General features: G+C 67.9%; 9 protein-coding genes. 3 read left to right on the top strand and 6 right to left on the bottom strand.

Annotation, left to right across the window (positions count from 1 at the left end; translation table 11 throughout):
* The first annotated feature begins 103 nt into the window (after positions 1–103).
* Together purL and GWK50_RS09945 are read left to right on the top strand one after the other, a co-directional pair.
* Complete coding sequence (purL, locus tag GWK50_RS09950) at positions 104–4132, top strand: phosphoribosylformylglycinamidine synthase (protein WP_162018077.1); 4029 nt, start codon at positions 104–106, stop codon at positions 4130–4132.
* A gap of 115 nt (positions 4133–4247) precedes the next feature.
* On the top strand, positions 4248–5225 hold the full coding sequence (locus GWK50_RS09945; protein ID WP_162016361.1) for a DUF808 domain-containing protein: 978 nt from the start codon (positions 4248–4250) through the stop codon (positions 5223–5225).
* A 42-nt stretch (positions 5226–5267) separates the two neighbouring features.
* Here the strand turns inward: GWK50_RS09945 and GWK50_RS09940 are convergent, their stop codons facing one another.
* A complete protein-coding gene (locus GWK50_RS09940) occupies positions 5268–6377 on the bottom strand; it encodes an alkene reductase (RefSeq protein WP_162016360.1) in 1110 nt (369 codons plus the stop codon).
* 6 nt (positions 6378–6383) lie between these two features.
* Positions 6384–7019 carry a TetR/AcrR family transcriptional regulator gene (locus tag GWK50_RS09935; protein ID WP_162016359.1) on the bottom strand — a complete coding sequence of 212 codons (636 nt, stop codon included), beginning with the start codon at positions 7017–7019 and terminating at the stop codon, positions 6384–6386.
* 263 nt (positions 7020–7282) lie between these two features.
* Between GWK50_RS09935 and GWK50_RS09930 the strand changes: the two genes are divergently transcribed.
* Positions 7283–7873, top strand: coding sequence for an OmpW family outer membrane protein (locus GWK50_RS09930; protein WP_162016358.1), 591 nt, complete (start codon positions 7283–7285; stop codon positions 7871–7873).
* 135 nt (positions 7874–8008) lie between these two features.
* Here the strand turns inward: GWK50_RS09930 and GWK50_RS09925 are convergent, their stop codons facing one another.
* The 4 genes from GWK50_RS09925 to GWK50_RS09910 form a co-directional block, all read right to left on the bottom strand.
* Entirely contained in the window at positions 8009–9055 is a 1047-nt protein-coding gene (locus GWK50_RS09925) for a metal-dependent hydrolase (RefSeq protein WP_162016357.1), read from the bottom strand.
* A gap of 220 nt (positions 9056–9275) precedes the next feature.
* Positions 9276–10559 carry an aminotransferase class I/II-fold pyridoxal phosphate-dependent enzyme gene (locus tag GWK50_RS09920; protein ID WP_162016356.1) on the bottom strand — a complete coding sequence of 428 codons (1284 nt, stop codon included), beginning with the start codon at positions 10557–10559 and terminating at the stop codon, positions 9276–9278.
* A 79-nt stretch (positions 10560–10638) separates the two neighbouring features.
* A complete protein-coding gene (locus GWK50_RS09915) occupies positions 10639–13332 on the bottom strand; it encodes a cation-translocating P-type ATPase (RefSeq protein WP_162016355.1) in 2694 nt (897 codons plus the stop codon).
* 181 nt (positions 13333–13513) lie between these two features.
* Complete coding sequence (locus tag GWK50_RS09910; protein WP_162016354.1) at positions 13514–15505, bottom strand: U32 family peptidase; 1992 nt, start codon at positions 15503–15505, stop codon at positions 13514–13516.
* Positions 15506–15527 lie beyond the last annotated feature (22 nt).

Below are 15527 nucleotides of genomic sequence, written 5' to 3'. Positions count from 1 at the left end.
CCCTTCGCACCGCCCGGTAAAATCGCGGGTTCCCGTGGCAACGCCGCAAAACCGCCTGCCTGCAGGCGCCTCCTCTCCCACACCACCCACCCAGGCCGTCAAAGTGACCTTGCACCTGACCACGATTGCGGGCGGCAACGCCCTCAGCCCCTTTCGCGCCCAGCAACTCCAGCCCGCACTCGAAGCCATCCACCCGAAGATTGCCGCCATTGCGGCGCGCTTCGTGCACCTGGTGGCCACGGATGCCCCCCCCACGCCCGAGCAGCACCAGCGCCTGGCCGCGCTGCTGACCTACGGTGACCCGTACCAGGGCCCGCTGGATGGCGCCGCCATCGTCGTCACGCCGCGCCTGGGCACGGTGTCGCCCTGGGCCTCCAAGGCCACCGACATTGCGCGCAACTGCGGCCTGCAGGTGCGCCGTGTGGAACGTGCCGTGGAATACCGCGTGCAGATGCAGCACGGCCTGCTGAGCCGCCCCACGCTGTCGCAAGAGCAACTGGCCCAGGTGGCCGCGCTCTTGCACGACCGCATGACCGAGTCCGTGCTGTTCGACCTGGCCGACGCGCAGGCGCTGTTTTCCGAGCTGCCGCCCCAGCCCATGGAGCATGTGGACGTGCTGGCCGGTGGCCGCGCCGCGCTGGAGGCCGCCAACACCCAATGGGGCCTGGCGCTGGCCGACGACGAGATCGACTACCTCGTCAACGCCTTCCAGGGGCTCAAGCGCAACCCCACCGACGTGGAGCTGATGATGTTTGCGCAGGCCAACAGCGAGCACTGCCGCCACAAGATCTTCAACGCCCAGTTCACCATCGACGGCGTGCCGCAGGAGAAAAGCCTGTTCGGCATGATCCGCCACACGCACCAGACCAGCCCGCAGCACACCGTGGTGGCCTACTCCGACAACGCCTCGGTGATGGAAGGCCACCAGGTCGAGCGGTTTGTAGCAAAAATGGCCTCCAGCGCCCAAGAAATAAGCGCCAGTAGCTATCAAAAGGAAAGCATTCTGCAGCATGTGCTGATGAAGGTGGAAACGCACAACCACCCCACGGCGATTTCGCCCTTCCCCGGCGCCTCCACCGGCGCTGGCGGCGAGATCCGCGACGAGGGCGCCACCGGGCGCGGCTCCGAGCCCAAGGCGGGCCTGACGGGCTTCACGGTGTCCAAGCTCTGGGGCGGCGCGTCCGACCTGCCCGGCGGCAAGCCCGGCCACATCGCCAGCCCGCTGCAGATCATGACCGAGGGTCCGCTGGGCGGCGCCGCGTTCAACAACGAGTTCGGGCGGCCCAATCTGGCGGGCTATTTCCGCGAATACGAGCAGCAGGTGGGCGGCGTGCAGCGCGGCTACCACAAGCCCATCATGATCGCGGGCGGCCTGGGCAGCATCGACGCCCGGCTCACGCAGAAGATCGAATTCCCCGCCGGCACGCTGCTGGTGCAGCTGGGCGGCCCCGGCATGCGCATCGGCATGGGCGGCGGCGCCGCCAGTTCTATGGCCACGGGCCAGAACGCGGCGGAGCTGGACTTTGACTCCGTGCAGCGCGGCAACCCCGAGATCGAGCGCCGCGCGCAGGAGGTCATCAACCACTGCTGGGCGCTGGGCACGGACAACCCCATCCTGGCCATTCACGACGTGGGCGCGGGCGGCCTGTCCAACGCCTTCCCCGAGCTGACCAACGACGCGGGCCGGGGCGCACGCTTCGACCTGCGCGCCGTGCCGCTCGAAGAATCCGGCCTGGCGCCCAAGGAAATCTGGTCCAACGAAAGCCAGGAGCGCTACGTCCTGGCCATCGCGCCCGAGTCGCTGGAGCTGTTCCGCGCCTTCTGCGAGCGTGAGCGCTGCCCCTTTGCCGTGATCGGCACCGCCACCGAGGAGCGCCAGCTGGTGCTGCACGACCCCGCCGCCCAGGCCGCCGACCAGAAGCTCCCCGTGGACATGCCCATGTCCGTGCTGCTGGGCAAGCCGCCCAAGATGCACCGCGACGTGGCCACCGTGCAGCGTCCGCTTCAGCCCATCGACCTGACCGGCGTGCCGCTGCAGAAGGCCGTGATCGACGTGTTGAGCCACCCCACCGTGGCGTCCAAGCGCTTCCTCATCACCATCGGCGACCGCACCGTGGGCGGCCTCACGCACCGCGACCAGATGGTCGGCCCCTGGCAGGTGCCCGTGGCCGACTGCGCCGTCACGCTGGCCGATTACAAGGGCTTCGCCGGCGAGGCCATGGCCATGGGCGAGCGCACGCCGCTGGCCGCCATCAATGCCCCGGCCTCGGGCCGCATGGCGGTGGCCGAAGCCATCACCAACCTGCTTGCCGCGCCCATCGAACTGCCGCGCGTGAAGCTCAGCGCCAACTGGATGGCCGCTTGCGGTGAGCCCGGCGAAGACGCCGCGCTGTACGAAACCGTCAAGGCCGTGGGCATGGAGCTGTGCCCGCAACTGGGCATCAGCATCCCCGTGGGCAAGGACAGCTTGTCCATGCGCACGCAGTGGAAGGATGGTGACGCGCAGAAGAAGGTGGTCTCGCCCGTGAGCCTGATCGTGAGCAGCTTCGCCACGCTGCAGGATGTGCGCGGCACGCTCACGCCGCAGCTCGACGCGGCCGAGGAAGACACCACCCTGGTGCTCATCGATCTGGGCCGGGGCAAGCACCGCATGGGCGGCAGCATCCTGGGCCAGGTGCTCGACCAGGCCGGCGACACCGTGCCCGACCTTGACGACGCCAAGGACCTGGTGAACCTGGTGAACGCCGTGAACGCGCTGCGCGCCAAGGGCCAGATCCTGGCCTACCACGACCGCAGCGACGGCGGCCTGCTCGCCACCGTGGCCGAGATGGCTTTCGCCGGCCATGTGGGCGTGGCGTTGAACGTGGACATGCTGGTCACCGAGGGCGACGGCATCCACGACAGCCGCATGGACACGGGCGATGCCAAGAACTGGGCCGGCCAGGTGAGCGCGCGCCGCGAGGAACTCACGCTCAAGGCCTTGTTCAACGAGGAACTGGGCGTGGTGCTGCAGGTGCGCACGAGCGAGCGCAACGAGGTGATGCAGACGCTGCGTGAGCACGGCCTGTCCATCTGCAGCCACTTCGTCGGCAAGACGCGGCCGCTGTCCAGCCCCATCGCTGCGGGCAAGGGCGAGCTGCAGGTGTGGCGCGACGCCAAGAGCGTGTTCAGCGCCAAGCTGGAAGACCTGCACCAGGTCTGGGACGCCGTGAGCTGGAAGATCTGCCAGCGCCGCGACAACCCGGCCTGTGCCGACGCCGAGCACGCCGCCGCTGGCGCCCCGGCCGACCCCGGTCTGCATGTGCACCTGACGTTCGACCCCGCGCAGGACGTGGCCGCGCCATTCCTGAACCTCGCCAAACCCAAGGTGGCCGTGCTGCGCGAGCAGGGCGTGAACTCGCACGTGGAAATGGCCTACGCCTTCACCGAGGCGGGCTTCGAGGCGCACGACGTGCACATGACCGATCTGCAGAGCGGCCGCGCACGCCTGGAGGATTTCAAGGGCGTCGTGGCCTGCGGCGGCTTCAGCTACGGCGACACGCTGGGCGCGGGCATCGGCTGGGCGCGTTCCATCACCTTCAACAAGGTGCTGGCCGAGCAGTTCCAGGGCTTCTTCGCGCGCCAGGACACCTTTGGCCTGGGCGTGTGCAACGGATGCCAGATGTTCGCCGAACTGGCCGACATCATCCCCGGCGCGCAGGACTGGCCGCGCTTCACCACCAACCAGAGCGAGCGCTTCGAGGCGCGCCTGTCGCTGGTGGAAGTGCTCGAATCCCCCAGCCTGTTCCTGCAAGGCATGGCGGGCAGCCGCCTGCCCATCGCCGTGGCGCACGGCGAGGGCTACGCCAACTTCAAATACCGTGGCAACGCCGACAAGGCCATCGCCGCCATGCGCTTCGTGGACCACACGGGCGCGGCCACCGAGCAGTACCCGTTCAACCCCAACGGCAGCCCCGGCGGCCTGACGGCGGTGACCACCGCGGACGGCCGCTTCACGGCCATGATGCCGCACCCCGAGCGCGTGTTCCGCAACATCCAGATGAGCTGGATGGATCATGCCGCCGCCGGTGGCCAGGGCGCCTTCAGCCCCTGGATGCGCCTGTGGCGCAATGCGCGCAAGTGGGTGGGTTGACGCGGTTTAGTCACAGTTCACTACTAAAACAATAGCTTCCAGCGCTTGATGCACAAGCGCTGGAAGCTTTTTTTATTCATAATCTGCGCTTCCAACGATTCCAGGAGTCCCATCTATGGCCGGAGCCAGTCTGCTCGCGCTGCTTGACGACATCGCCACCATCCTCGACGACGTGGCTGTGATGACCAAGGTGGCCGCCAAGAAGAGCGCCGCCGTGGCCGACGATGTGGCGGCCATGACCAAGGTGGCCACGCAGAAGACGGCGGGGGTGCTGGGCGACGACCTGGCGCTCAACGCGCAGCAAGTCACGGGCGTGCGGGCAGACCGCGAACTGCCCGTGGTCTGGGCCGTGGCCAAGGGGTCGATGGTGAACAAGGCCATTCTGGTGCCGGCGGCGCTGGCCATCAGTGCGTTCGTGCCCGTGCTCATCACGCCCTTGCTGATGCTCGGCGGCGCCTTCCTGTGCTTCGAGGGTGTGGAGAAACTGGCGCACAAGTTCCTGCACAGCGAAGCCGAGGAGGCGGCCGAGCACGAGAGCCATGTGCAGGCCAACGCCAACCCGGCGGTGGACCTGGTGGCGTTCGAGAAGGACAAGATCAAGGGCGCGGTGCGTACCGACTTCATCCTCTCGGCGGAAATCATCGTCATCGCGCTGGGCACGGTCGCGTCCGCGCCCTTCCTGCAGCAGGTGGCGGTGCTGGTGGGCATCGCCGTCCTCATGACGGTGGGCGTCTATGGCCTGGTGGGCGGCATCGTCAAGCTCGACGACCTGGGCCTGTGGCTCAGCCAGAAGACCGGCAGCGCCGCGCAGGCCCTGGGCCGAGGGCTGCTGGCGGCGGCGCCCTGGCTGATGAAATTCCTCTCGGTGGCGGGCACGGCCGCCATGTTCCTGGTGGGCGGCGGCATCCTGGTGCACGGCATTGCGCCACTGCACCACGCCATCGAGGGCGCGGGCGCCGCCGTGGCGCAGGGTGCGCTGGGCGGCCTGTGGCAGGCACTGGCCACCAACGGGCTCAACGGCGTGGCCGGCATCGTGGCTGGCGCCCTGGTGCTGGGCGCCGTCACCGTGGTGCAGAAGCTGCGCAAGCGCTGAGAGGCTCTCAGCCTCTGAGACGCCGCGCAGTTTGCCCTGGGGTCAAGGAAGGGCCGGGTAGTCGGTATAGCCGTGCGGGCCGGTGCCGCCGTACACGGGGGCGTCGGCAAAGGGCTCGTTCAGCGGCAGGTTGTCGCGGAAGCGCCGCGGCAGGTCGGGCGTGGTGATCATGGCGCGGCCAAACGACACCATGTCGGCGCGGCCGCTGCGCAGGGCGTCGACGGCCATTTCCTTGGTGTAGCCGTTGTTGACCATCCACACGCCGGAGTACAGGCGGCGCAGGGCCTCGTAGTCGAACGGGGCGTTGTCGCGCGGGCCGCCGGTGTGGCCTTCGACGACGTGGATGTACACCGGGTGGAGCTTTTCCAGCTCGCGCACCACTTGCTCGAACAGCGGCTGGGGGTTGCTCTCCGACGAGTCGTTGACGGGCGAAACGGGCGAGAGTCGGATGCCCACGCGGTCGGCGCCGATCTCCTGCGTCACGGCGGCCATCACTTCGAGCAGGAAGCGGGCGCGGTTCTCGATGCTGCCGCCGTACTGGTCGGTGCGGTGGTTGGAGCCATCGCGCAGGAAGGCGTCGATCAGGTAGCCGTGGGCGCCGTGGATTTCCACGCCGTCAAAACCTGCCTGGATGGCATTGGCGGCGGCCTGGCGGAAGTCGTTCACCACACCGGCGATTTCGGCGGTTTCCAGCGCGCGCGGTACGGCGCAGTCCACGTAGCCCTGGCCGACGATGTAGGTCTTGGCCTTGGCGGCGATGGCCGAGGGGGCCACGGGCGCCTGCTGGTTGGGCTGGAAGGCGTTGTGCGACATGCGGCCGGTGTGCCAGAGCTGCACGAAGATCTTGCCGCCCTTGGCGTGCACGGCGTCGGTCACCTGCTTCCAGGCGGCGATCTGTGCGGGCGTGTAGATGCCGGGGGTGTGGGTGTAGCCCTGGGCGGTGGCAGAGATCTGCGTGGCCTCGGCAATGATCAGGCCCACGCTGGCACGCTGGCGGTAGTACTCGACCACCATGTCGGTGGGTTCGAGTGCGTCGTTGGCGCGGCTGCGCGTGAGTGGCGCCATGGCCATGCGGTTGGCGACTTCGATGCGGCCCAGCTTGAGGGGCTGGAACAGGGCGTCGGTGGCGAAGGTTTCTGCGGGGATACCCATGGGGGCTTACTCCTTGGTGGTGGGGGGAATGCCCGTCGCGGGTGCGGCGGGCTGGAACAGGTGGTCGAGCACCAGGGCCATGCTGTCGCGCAGCGGCGTGGTGGATTTTTCGAGCTTCATGCGCAGCAGGGCGCCTTCCCAGGTGTCCCAGACCAGGGCCGAGAGCACGGGGGCGGGCAGGTCGGCGCGGACCTCGCCCGCCGCCTGGGCGCGTTCGATCATGCCGGCCAGGCGCTCGCGCCAGGCCAGTTGCGCCTGCAGCAGGCCCTGGCGGCAGGCGTCGCTGGCCAGGGCCATCTCGGCGGCGAAGTTGCCCACCAGGCAGCCGGCCTGCAGCTCCTTGCGTTCGTGGTAGGCCATCATTTCGGCGAACACGTAGCGGATGGCGGCCATGGGCTGGGCGGGCGCGGCGGCCATCATGGCCTCCCAGGAGCGCTGCAGGTGCTCGGCGTACTGCTCGATGATGGCTACGGCAAACACTTCCTTGCTTTCGAAGTGGTTGTAGAACGAGCCCTTGGGCACACCCGCGTGGTCGGTGATCTGCTGGATGCCCGTGGCGTTGTAGCCTTGGCGCGAGAACAGGTCGCGGCCTGCCTGGGTGAGGCGCAGGGGGATGTCGGTTTTGTCAGCGGTGCGGGCCATGGATGAATAATATGACCGGTCGTCTTAAAATTCAAGAGGCCTGGTCGTGGGGGCTGTAACCGAGATGACACGGGCGCTGGAAATGAGCCCATCGACGGCGGGCAAACGGCGCTCAATAACCATAGTTGAAAAATGGTTGATATGAATCAACCACTGGAATTAGGGTTAATACGGACGGTTGATGCAGAGCAAAAAAGACCACTTTCAAAGTAGGCCTAATGCGTTCACGGGGGTCGTCCCCGTGAAACCTGATTGAAATCACCATGAAAAAGAACCTGCTGGCTGTGGCCGTTCTCTGTGCTCTGACTTCTGGTGCTGCGCTGGCGCAGCAGTCGGAAGGCCCCTGGATGGTTCGTGCCCGTGCCGTGCATCTGGACAGCGCCAACAAGGACAGCACCCCCCTGGGCCTGACGGTCAACAACAAGACCATCCCGGAAGTGGATGTCTCCTATTTCTTTACGCCCAACGTGGCGGCCGAACTGATCCTTACCGTGCCGCAAAAGCACACACTGCGTGCAGGCGGCGCGGCGATTGGCTCACTCAAGCACTTGCCGCCCACGCTGCTGCTGCAGTACCACTTCAACACCTCCGGCATCAAGCCCTATGTGGGCGCGGGCCTGAACTACACGCGCTTTTCCAGCGTGAAGGCGCCTGCCGGCGTGGATATCGACCGCAACAGCTTCGGTGCCGCGCTGCAGGTCGGTGTGGACATTCCGCTGCAGAAGAACCTGTACCTGAACTTCGATATCAAGAAGGTTTTCATCAAGACCGATGTCACCGCCAACGGTGCCAAGTTGGGTAGCTTCAAGGTCGATCCTGTGCTCGTGGGCGTAGGTCTGGGCTGGCGCTTCTGAGCCAGTCCGTAGCGTCTCTCATACTCTCTAAGGTAATTTGACGGCCGGCGCCGCGTGCGCCGGTCTTTTTTTTGCACAAGTGGGGGGCAAGGCAAGAGCGGCAGCCCTGGTGGTTGGACCTTGCCCGGCCGCGCTTCAGCGCCCGCAGGACGACACGCCAGGCACGCGCGACAGAGGGCCCGCAGACGGATCGGACAGGCGCTGCCACCACCAGGCCAGGCCGGTGCGCAGGTCGGGGCGCTGCCATTGCTGGGTTGGCAGGTCGCCTTCCACCGCTGCCGCGCCCTCGGCGGGGATGGCCGGCCCCACGTCAAAGTGGAAGCTATAGCAGGGCTCCAACCCCATGCGCAGATCGGTGATCTGCAGCCGCCCCTCAGGGCTGGCCTGCACACGCATGAAGCCGTGGCTGAAGCGTTCCAGCCGCTGCACGTGCGGGTGGGCGGTATGGGCGGCGCGCAGGGCGCTGCCACGGGGATGCTGCGTCCACTGCACTGGGGCGCCGCCGTCGATCAGCGAGTAATAGGCCTCATGGTAGTGCTCCGGGCCCATGGCCACGGCGCGCCACAGCACGGTGGAAAACGGGGCGGGCGTGACCAGCACCTGGTTGGCGGGCAGGCCCTGGGCACGCAGAGCCTCTTCCAATATGCCGCGCACATGCTGCTGCGCCAGCAGGCTCCAGCCCAGGTAGGCCGTGCTCAGCACCAGCCCGGCCTGGTTCCAGCGCAGGCCCTGCGGGTGGCGCAGCGCCGCCACCACGCCCACCAGCAGGGGCAGGGTGTAGAGCGGGTCGATGATGAACATGCTGCCCACGCCGTAGGGGTGGTCTGTGAACGGTTGCAGCAATTGCGTGCCATAGACGGTCAGCACATCCAGCAAGGGGTGTGTCAGCAGCGCCAGGGCCAGGGCCAGCCACCAGCGGCGCCACAGTTGCCGCTCGCCCTGCAGGCGGGCCACCAGCCAGCCCAGCGGTGCGCTGGCCAGCGCCAGGAAAAAAAGGGAATGGCTCTCGGCCCGGTGGCGCACCATGTTGAGCAGTGGTTCGCCATGGTCGATGAAGGCGTCCAGGTCCGGCAGCGTTCCCGCCGCCGCGCCCCACAGTGCGGCCTTCCAGGCAGCCGTGCGCCGCCCCAGGGTGGCAAGAACGACGGCGCTGCCCAGGGCAGCCTGGCTGATGGAGTCCATGGGGTGTCGGCAGGAGGAAGGGCGCGGTTGTTGCGCCGCATTCTTGCAGCGCTGCGCCAACCTTGACCTGACAGGGGCTTATGGATACGCCCGAGCGCTGGGGCGTAGCGTCGAATAAGCTATCAAAACAATAGCTGTTTGCGCTTGATGGATGGGCGCTGGAGGCCAAAAACACCCAAAATCACCCGGGCCTGTGCAGGCCCGGGTGGCAGGGCAAGGCTCAGACCTTGTCCAGCGCCTGGGCCAGGTCGGCCTGCAGGTCTTGCAGGTGCTCGATGCCCACCGACAGGCGTACCATGTTTTCGCTCACACCGGCCTTGGCCAGTTCTTCGGGGTTGAGCTGGCGGTGTGTGGTGGACGCCGGGTGCGTGGCCAGGGACTTGGCATCGCCGATGTTCACCAAACGGGTGAACAGCTGCAATGCGTCGAGGAAGCGCGCGCCGGCGGCGCGCGGGTCGGCATCGCTGCTCTTGAGGCCGAAGGACAGGATGCCCGAAGCGCGGCCACCCATCTGGCGCTGCACCACGGCGTGGTCGGCATGGTCGGGCAGGCCGGCGTAGCGCACCCATTCCACCTTGGGGTGGGCCTGCAGGGTCTTGGCCAGCGCCAGGGTGTTGTCGCAGATGCGGTCCATGCGCAGCGGCAGGGTCTCGATGCCCTGCAGCGTGAGCCAGGCGTTGAACGGCGAGAGCGCCGCGCCCATGTTGCGCAGGGGCACCACGCGCGCGCGGCCGATGAACGCCGCCGGGCCCAGGGCCTCGGTATAGACGACGCCGTGGTAGCTCACGTCGGGCTCGTTCAGGCGCTTGAAGCGGGCCTTGTGCTCGGCCCACGGGAACTTGCCGCTGTCCACGATGATGCCGCCGATGCTGTTGCCATGGCCGTTCATGTACTTGGTGAGCGCGTGCACCACGATGTCGGCGCCGTGCTCGATGGGGCGGCACAGGTAGGGGCTGGGCACGGTGTTGTCCACGATCAGCGGCACGCCATGGTCGTGCGCCACCTTGGCCAGCGCGGCGATGTCGGTCACGTTGCCCAGCGGGTTGCCGATGGATTCGCAGTACACGGCCTTGGTGCGCGCGTCGATCAGCTTGGCAAAGCTGGCCGGGTCGCGCGGGTCGGCAAAGCGCACCTCGATGCCTTGCTGCGGGAAGGTGTGGGCGAACAGGTTGTAGGTGCCGCCGTAGAGCGTGCTGGCCGAGATGATGTTGTCACCGGTTTCGGCGATGGTCTGGATGGCCGCGGTGATGGCCGCCATGCCCGAGGCCATGGCCAGCGCGGCCACGCCGCCTTCCAGCGCCGCGACGCGCTTTTCCAGCACGTCGGTGGTGGGGTTCATGATGCGGGTGTAGATGTTGCCCGGCACCTTCAGGTCGAACAGGTCGGCGCCGTGCTGGGCGCTGTCGAACGAGTAGGCCACTGTCTGGTAGAGCGGCACGGCGACGGAATGCGTGGTGGGCTCGGGCGTGTAGCCGCCGTGGACGGCCAGGGTTTCGAATTGCATGGATGGATGTCCCTCTGTCGATGGAAAGTGCGCCAAGGCCCCGCACCACTGCGGGGCCCGCACGGCGCATTGTGCACCTTCAGCGCACAGGTTCGTCCATCGCCAGCGCGGCGGCATTGCGGCGTCGCCAGGCTTTCTCCAGTTCCACCGCCACGTACACGATCAGCGCTGCGCCCAGGCACACGGCCAGGTCGGGCAGGTCCAGCGGCTCGGTCTTGAAGATGGGGTTGAGGGCGGGCACGTAGATGGTTGCCATCTGCAGTGCAAAGGTCAGCAGTACCGCACCCCACAGCGGGCGGTTGCGCCCCAGGCGCCAGACGGGATCAACCTCGGAACGAATGCCCACCACATGTGCCATCTGGGCCAGGGTGAGCACGGTGAACACCATGGTTTGCCAGTGCGCGTTGCCTGTGGACAGGGCCCAGGCCTGCACGGCCAGGCACAGCCCACCGATGAGCAGGCCAATCCCCAGGATGTGCTGCCACATGCCGCCAGCGAACATGCTTTCGGTGGGCGCGCGCGGCGGGCGCTGCATGATGCCCCGCTCGGCCGGTTCGGCCGCCAGCGCCAGGCCGGGCAGGCCATCGGTGACGAGGTTGACCCACAGGATGTGGATGGGCAGCAGCGGAATGGGCAGCAGCAGCAGGGGCGCGAGGAAGATGGTCCAGATCTCGCCCGAGTTGCCCGTCATGGCGTAGCGCACGAACTTGCGGATGTTGTCGTAGATGCGCCGGCCTTCCTTGACAGCCGCCACGATGGTGGCGAAGTTGTCGTCCAGCAGCACCAGGCTGCTGGCCTCGCGTGCCACGTCGGTGCCGCCCTTGCCCATGGCCACGCCGATGTCGGCGCGCTTGAGCGCGGGGGCATCGTTCACGCCGTCACCGGTCATGGCGACAAAGTGGCCGCGTGCCTGCAGGGCCTGCACGATGCGGATCTTTTGCGCCGGATCGACGCGCGCATACACCCGCACCTGCTCCACGCGCTCGCGCAGCGCGGTGTCGTCCAGCGTGGCCAGGTCGGCGCCCGTGAGCACGGGGGCGTCGGCCTGCGCCGCGATGCCCAGGCGGTGCGCGATGGCGCGCGCCGTGGCAGGGTGGTCGCCCGTGATCATCACCGGGGTGATGCCCGCGCTGATGCAGTCGCGCACGGCCGCCTGCGCCTCTGGCCTGGGCGGGTCGATGAGGGCGATCAGGCCCAGCAGTTCGAGCTCGCTCTCCACCGCTTCGAGGGCATTGGTGTCGGGCAGGCGGGCATGGCCGCGCCGCGCCAGGGCCAGCACGCGCAGGCCCTGGGCGGCGAGCTGGTGGGCCTGGGTCAGCAGCGCGGTGGTGTCGAGCGCAGCGCGGCCCTCGGGCGTCCACTGTGCGGCGCAGCGCGGCAGCACAGACTCGGGCGCGCCCTTGGTATAGGCCACAAAGCCACCCGCCACGCGGTGGAAGGTGGTCATGCGCTTGCGGTCCGAATCAAAGGGTTGCTCCTGCACGCGCGGACTGGCAGCGTCGAGCGCAGCCTTGTCCAGCCCGCCGGCGTGCGCGGCCAGCACCAGGGCGGTTTCGGTGGGGTCGCCGAGCCAGACGGTGGCGGCTTCGTCGCCATCGCTCTCGGTGTGGCCGGTGGCGTCGTTGCACAGCGCGGCCGCGCGCAGGGCTTCGCGGTGCACCGGGCCGGGCAGGGCGTCGCCCGGTGTCCAGCGCTGACCCTGGGCCAGCAGCAGCTCGGCGTGCATGCGGTTCTGTGTGAGCGTGCCGGTTTTGTCCGAGCAGATGGTGGTGACCGAGCCCAGTGTCTCCACCGAGGGCAGGCGGCGCACCAGCGCGTTGACGGCCACCATGCGGCGCGCGCCCAGCGCCAGCAGCACGGTGACCACGGCGGGCAGCGCCTCGGGAATGGCGGCCACGGCCAGGCTGATGGCCGTGAGCGCCATGAGCAGCGGCGCCTCGCCGCGCAGCACGCCCACCACGAAGACGATGGCGCAAATGCCCAGCACCGCCAGCGCCAGCCGCTTGCCGAACGCCGCCAGGCGCAGTTGCAGCGGGGTGCTGCGGTCTTCACCGCCCAGCAGCCGGGCCACCTTGCCCAGTTCGGTGTGCATGCCGGTGGCCACCACCAGGCCGCGCGCGCGGCCATGGGTGGCGGTGGTGCCTTTGAAGGCCATGTTCACCCTGTCGCCCAGGGCGCTCGCGTCCTGTGCGGCCAGGGTGCCGGTCTGCTTGGCCACGGTGACGGATTCGCCCGTGAGGGCCGATTCGTCCACCTGGAGCTGCGCGATCTCGATCAGGCGCAGGTCTGCCGGGATCTGGTTGCCGGCTTCCAGCAGCACGATGTCGCCAGGCACCAGCGCGCTGGCAGGCACCACCTGCACCTCGCCGCTGCGCAGCACGGTGGCGTGCGCCGCTGCCAGTTGGCGCAGCGCCGCCATGGCCTGGTCGGCGCGCCAGGCCTGCATAAAACCAATGAGCGCATTGAGCACCACGATCACCAGGATGACCACGGTGTCGGTGGCTTCTCCCACCAGCCCGGAGACCACCGCTGCGCCCAGCAGCACCAGCACCATGAAGTCCTTGAACTGCTCGATCAACAGCGCCAGCAGCCCCCGGCGGGCATGGTCCTGCAGCTCGTTGGCGCCATGCTGCGCGGCGCGGCGCGTGGCCTCATCGGCGTGCAGGCCGGTATCGGGATCGACGCCGTGGGCTTGCGCCAGTTCCTGCGCGTCGCGCAGGTGGGCGTCGTGGGCGTCGTGGGTGGCGGTGGTGGGGATGGTTTCGGTCGCCATGCGGAGCAGTCTGCCAACAGGGTTTGCGGAAGGGGCCGCCCCAGTGTACGGCCCGGCGTTGGTGTCACAGGCCAGAATGACGGCGATATGGCGCTATAAAAATAATAGCTTATCGCGCTTTATTGACGGGCGCCGGAGGCCTTTTTTCCTTGAAAGACCGACTCGCCCTTTCGCCGTGCCTTCAGCGTGCCGCCGTGGGGCGTGCCCGGTAGAAGGTCAGCGGCTGCTCCTGCGCCTGGTTCAGCACCTGGCGCTTGATCTTGCCCACCACGTGCATTTCGCAGGGCTTGCAGTCGAAGCGCAGGGTGAGCCGCTCCTTGCCGTTGATGAGCTGCAGCGGCTCGGCCCGGATGGTGCCTTGCACGCCCGTGACGCCCTTGGCCTGCTTGGGGCACAGACTCATGGAGTAGCGCACGCAGTGCTTGGTGATCATGAGGCTGACTTCGCCTTCCTCCTCGTGGCTCTCGTAGGCCGCGTCTATCACCTTCACGCCGTGGCGCGCGTAGAAATCGCGCGCCTTGTGGTTGAACACGTTGGCGAGGTAGGAGAGCGTGTCCTCGGGGTAGGGCACGGGCGGCTCGACGGGGGTGGCGCGCGGCAGGCGCTCGAATCCCGCGGCGCGGGCGGCTTCGAGCGCGGCCAGCGCATCGCGGCGCAGCGCGTTGAGGCTGGAGGCGGGCACGAACCAGGGCCGCGAGAGCTGCAGCGTGATGTCGTTCACACTGAAGATCGTGGCGCCGAAACGCCCGAGCTGCTCACGCAGGCTGGCCTCTGCCTTGGCCGCGTCCTGCGCCGCCTCATGGGGCAGGGCGGCCTGGGCGGAGCCGGTAAAGCCGTCCTCGTCGGTCAGCGTGAGGGCAAAGCCGTCTGGGGTCTCGGCGAACTGCGCCCACAGGGCGATGCGCCGGTCGCTCGATTTCTTCTCCAGCGTGCGCACCCAGTCCATGTCGCGGTTGCGGTTGACCTCGGTGCCTTTGCGCAGGTCCTTGAAACCCTCCATCGGGTCTTTCGGAAACACGCGCCATTGCCGGCCGCCGCGCGGCGACACGGGTTCGGCGCGGTTGATCTGCAGGCCCACCAGTTCTTTCTGCAGGTCGTAGTAGCACAGGCCGTCGCCGTTGTGCAGGACGGTGGCCGTGTCGCTCACTTCCAGCTCGACGAAGTTGGGCCCCAGCCTGGTCACCCAGCCGATGGCCTGGCCCGGGTTCTTGGGTGTGTCGAAGGCGCCGATGTCTTCCTTGCGGCCGTTGACGAAGTAGTCGGTGAACTCGCGGTTGAAGTTCTGCAGCGGGTCGGGCGTGAAGGTGAACGTGGTGCGGCCGCTCGATGCGCGCGCCAGCGGGTCGCCCGAGGCCTCGCGCTCGTCGAGGATCTCGTCGAGCAGCCTGCGGTAGTGGGCGGTGATGTTCTTCACGTAGCCCATGTCCTTGTAGCGGCCCTCGATCTTGAAGCTGCGCACGCCGGCGGCTATCAGGGCGCGCAGGTTGTCGCTCTGGTTGTTGTCCTTCATCGAGAGCACATGCTTGTCGTGCGCGACGATGCGGCCCTGCGCGTCCGTCACCTGGTAGGGCAGGCGGCAGGCCTGGCTGCAGTCGCCCCGGTTGGCGCTGCGGCCGGTCTGGGCGTGGCTGATGTAGCACTGGCCGCTGTAGGCCACGCACAGCGCGCCGTGGATGAAGAACTCGATGGCGCAGCGCTGGGGGTCGGTGGCGGCGCGCACGGCGGCGATCTGCTGCACCGTCAGCTCGCGCGCCAGCACGATCTGCGACAGACCGCAGTCCTGCAGGAAGCGCGCTTTCTCGGGCGTGCGGATGTCGGTCTGGGTGCTGGCGTGCAGCTGGATGGGGGGCAGGTCGAGCTCCAGCAGGCCCATGTCCTGGATGATGAGCGCGTCGGCACCGGCGTTGTACACCTGCCAGGCCATCTGGCGCGCGCCTTCCAGCTCGTCGTCGCGCAGGATGGTGTTGAGCGTGATGAAAACGCGGCTGTGGAAGCGGTGGGCGTGCGTGATCAGGCGTTCCAGCTCGCGGATGTCGTTGCCCGCCCCGGCGCGCGCGCCGAAGGCCGGGCCGCCGATATAGACGGCATCGGCGCCATGGTTGACGGCCTCGATGCCGATGTCGGCATCGCGCGCGGGGGACAGCAGTTCAATCTGGTGGGGCAACAGTGACATGGGTGTGATTATCCGGGGAAGC

It is taken from the genome of Acidovorax sp. 210-6 (assembly GCF_010020825.1).
GTDB classification, from domain to species: Bacteria; Pseudomonadota; Gammaproteobacteria; order Burkholderiales; family Burkholderiaceae_C; genus Simplicispira; species Simplicispira sedimenti.
The sequence above is the reverse complement of the archived record's forward strand: the minus strand, read 5'-3'. Positions and strand labels throughout refer to the sequence as shown.

Excerpts from the sequence above, each read along its gene's own strand:
- GWK50_RS09945 (WP_162016361.1), top strand. The coding sequence starts at position 4,248 with ATGGCCGGAGCCAGTCTGCTCGCGCTGCTTGACGACATCGCCACCATC.
- GWK50_RS09940 (WP_162016360.1), bottom strand. The coding sequence starts at position 6,377 with ATGGGTATCCCCGCAGAAACCTTCGCCACCGACGCCCTGTTCCAGCCC.
- GWK50_RS09935 (WP_162016359.1), bottom strand. The coding sequence starts at position 7,019 with ATGGCCCGCACCGCTGACAAAACCGACATCCCCCTGCGCCTCACCCAG.
- GWK50_RS09930 (WP_162016358.1), top strand. The coding sequence starts at position 7,283 with ATGAAAAAGAACCTGCTGGCTGTGGCCGTTCTCTGTGCTCTGACTTCT.
- GWK50_RS09925 (WP_162016357.1), bottom strand. The coding sequence starts at position 9,055 with ATGGACTCCATCAGCCAGGCTGCCCTGGGCAGCGCCGTCGTTCTTGCC.
- GWK50_RS09920 (WP_162016356.1), bottom strand. The coding sequence starts at position 10,559 with ATGCAATTCGAAACCCTGGCCGTCCACGGCGGCTACACGCCCGAGCCC.
- GWK50_RS09915 (WP_162016355.1), bottom strand. The coding sequence starts at position 13,332 with ATGGCGACCGAAACCATCCCCACCACCGCCACCCACGACGCCCACGAC.
- GWK50_RS09910 (WP_162016354.1), bottom strand. The coding sequence starts at position 15,505 with ATGTCACTGTTGCCCCACCAGATTGAACTGCTGTCCCCCGCGCGCGAT.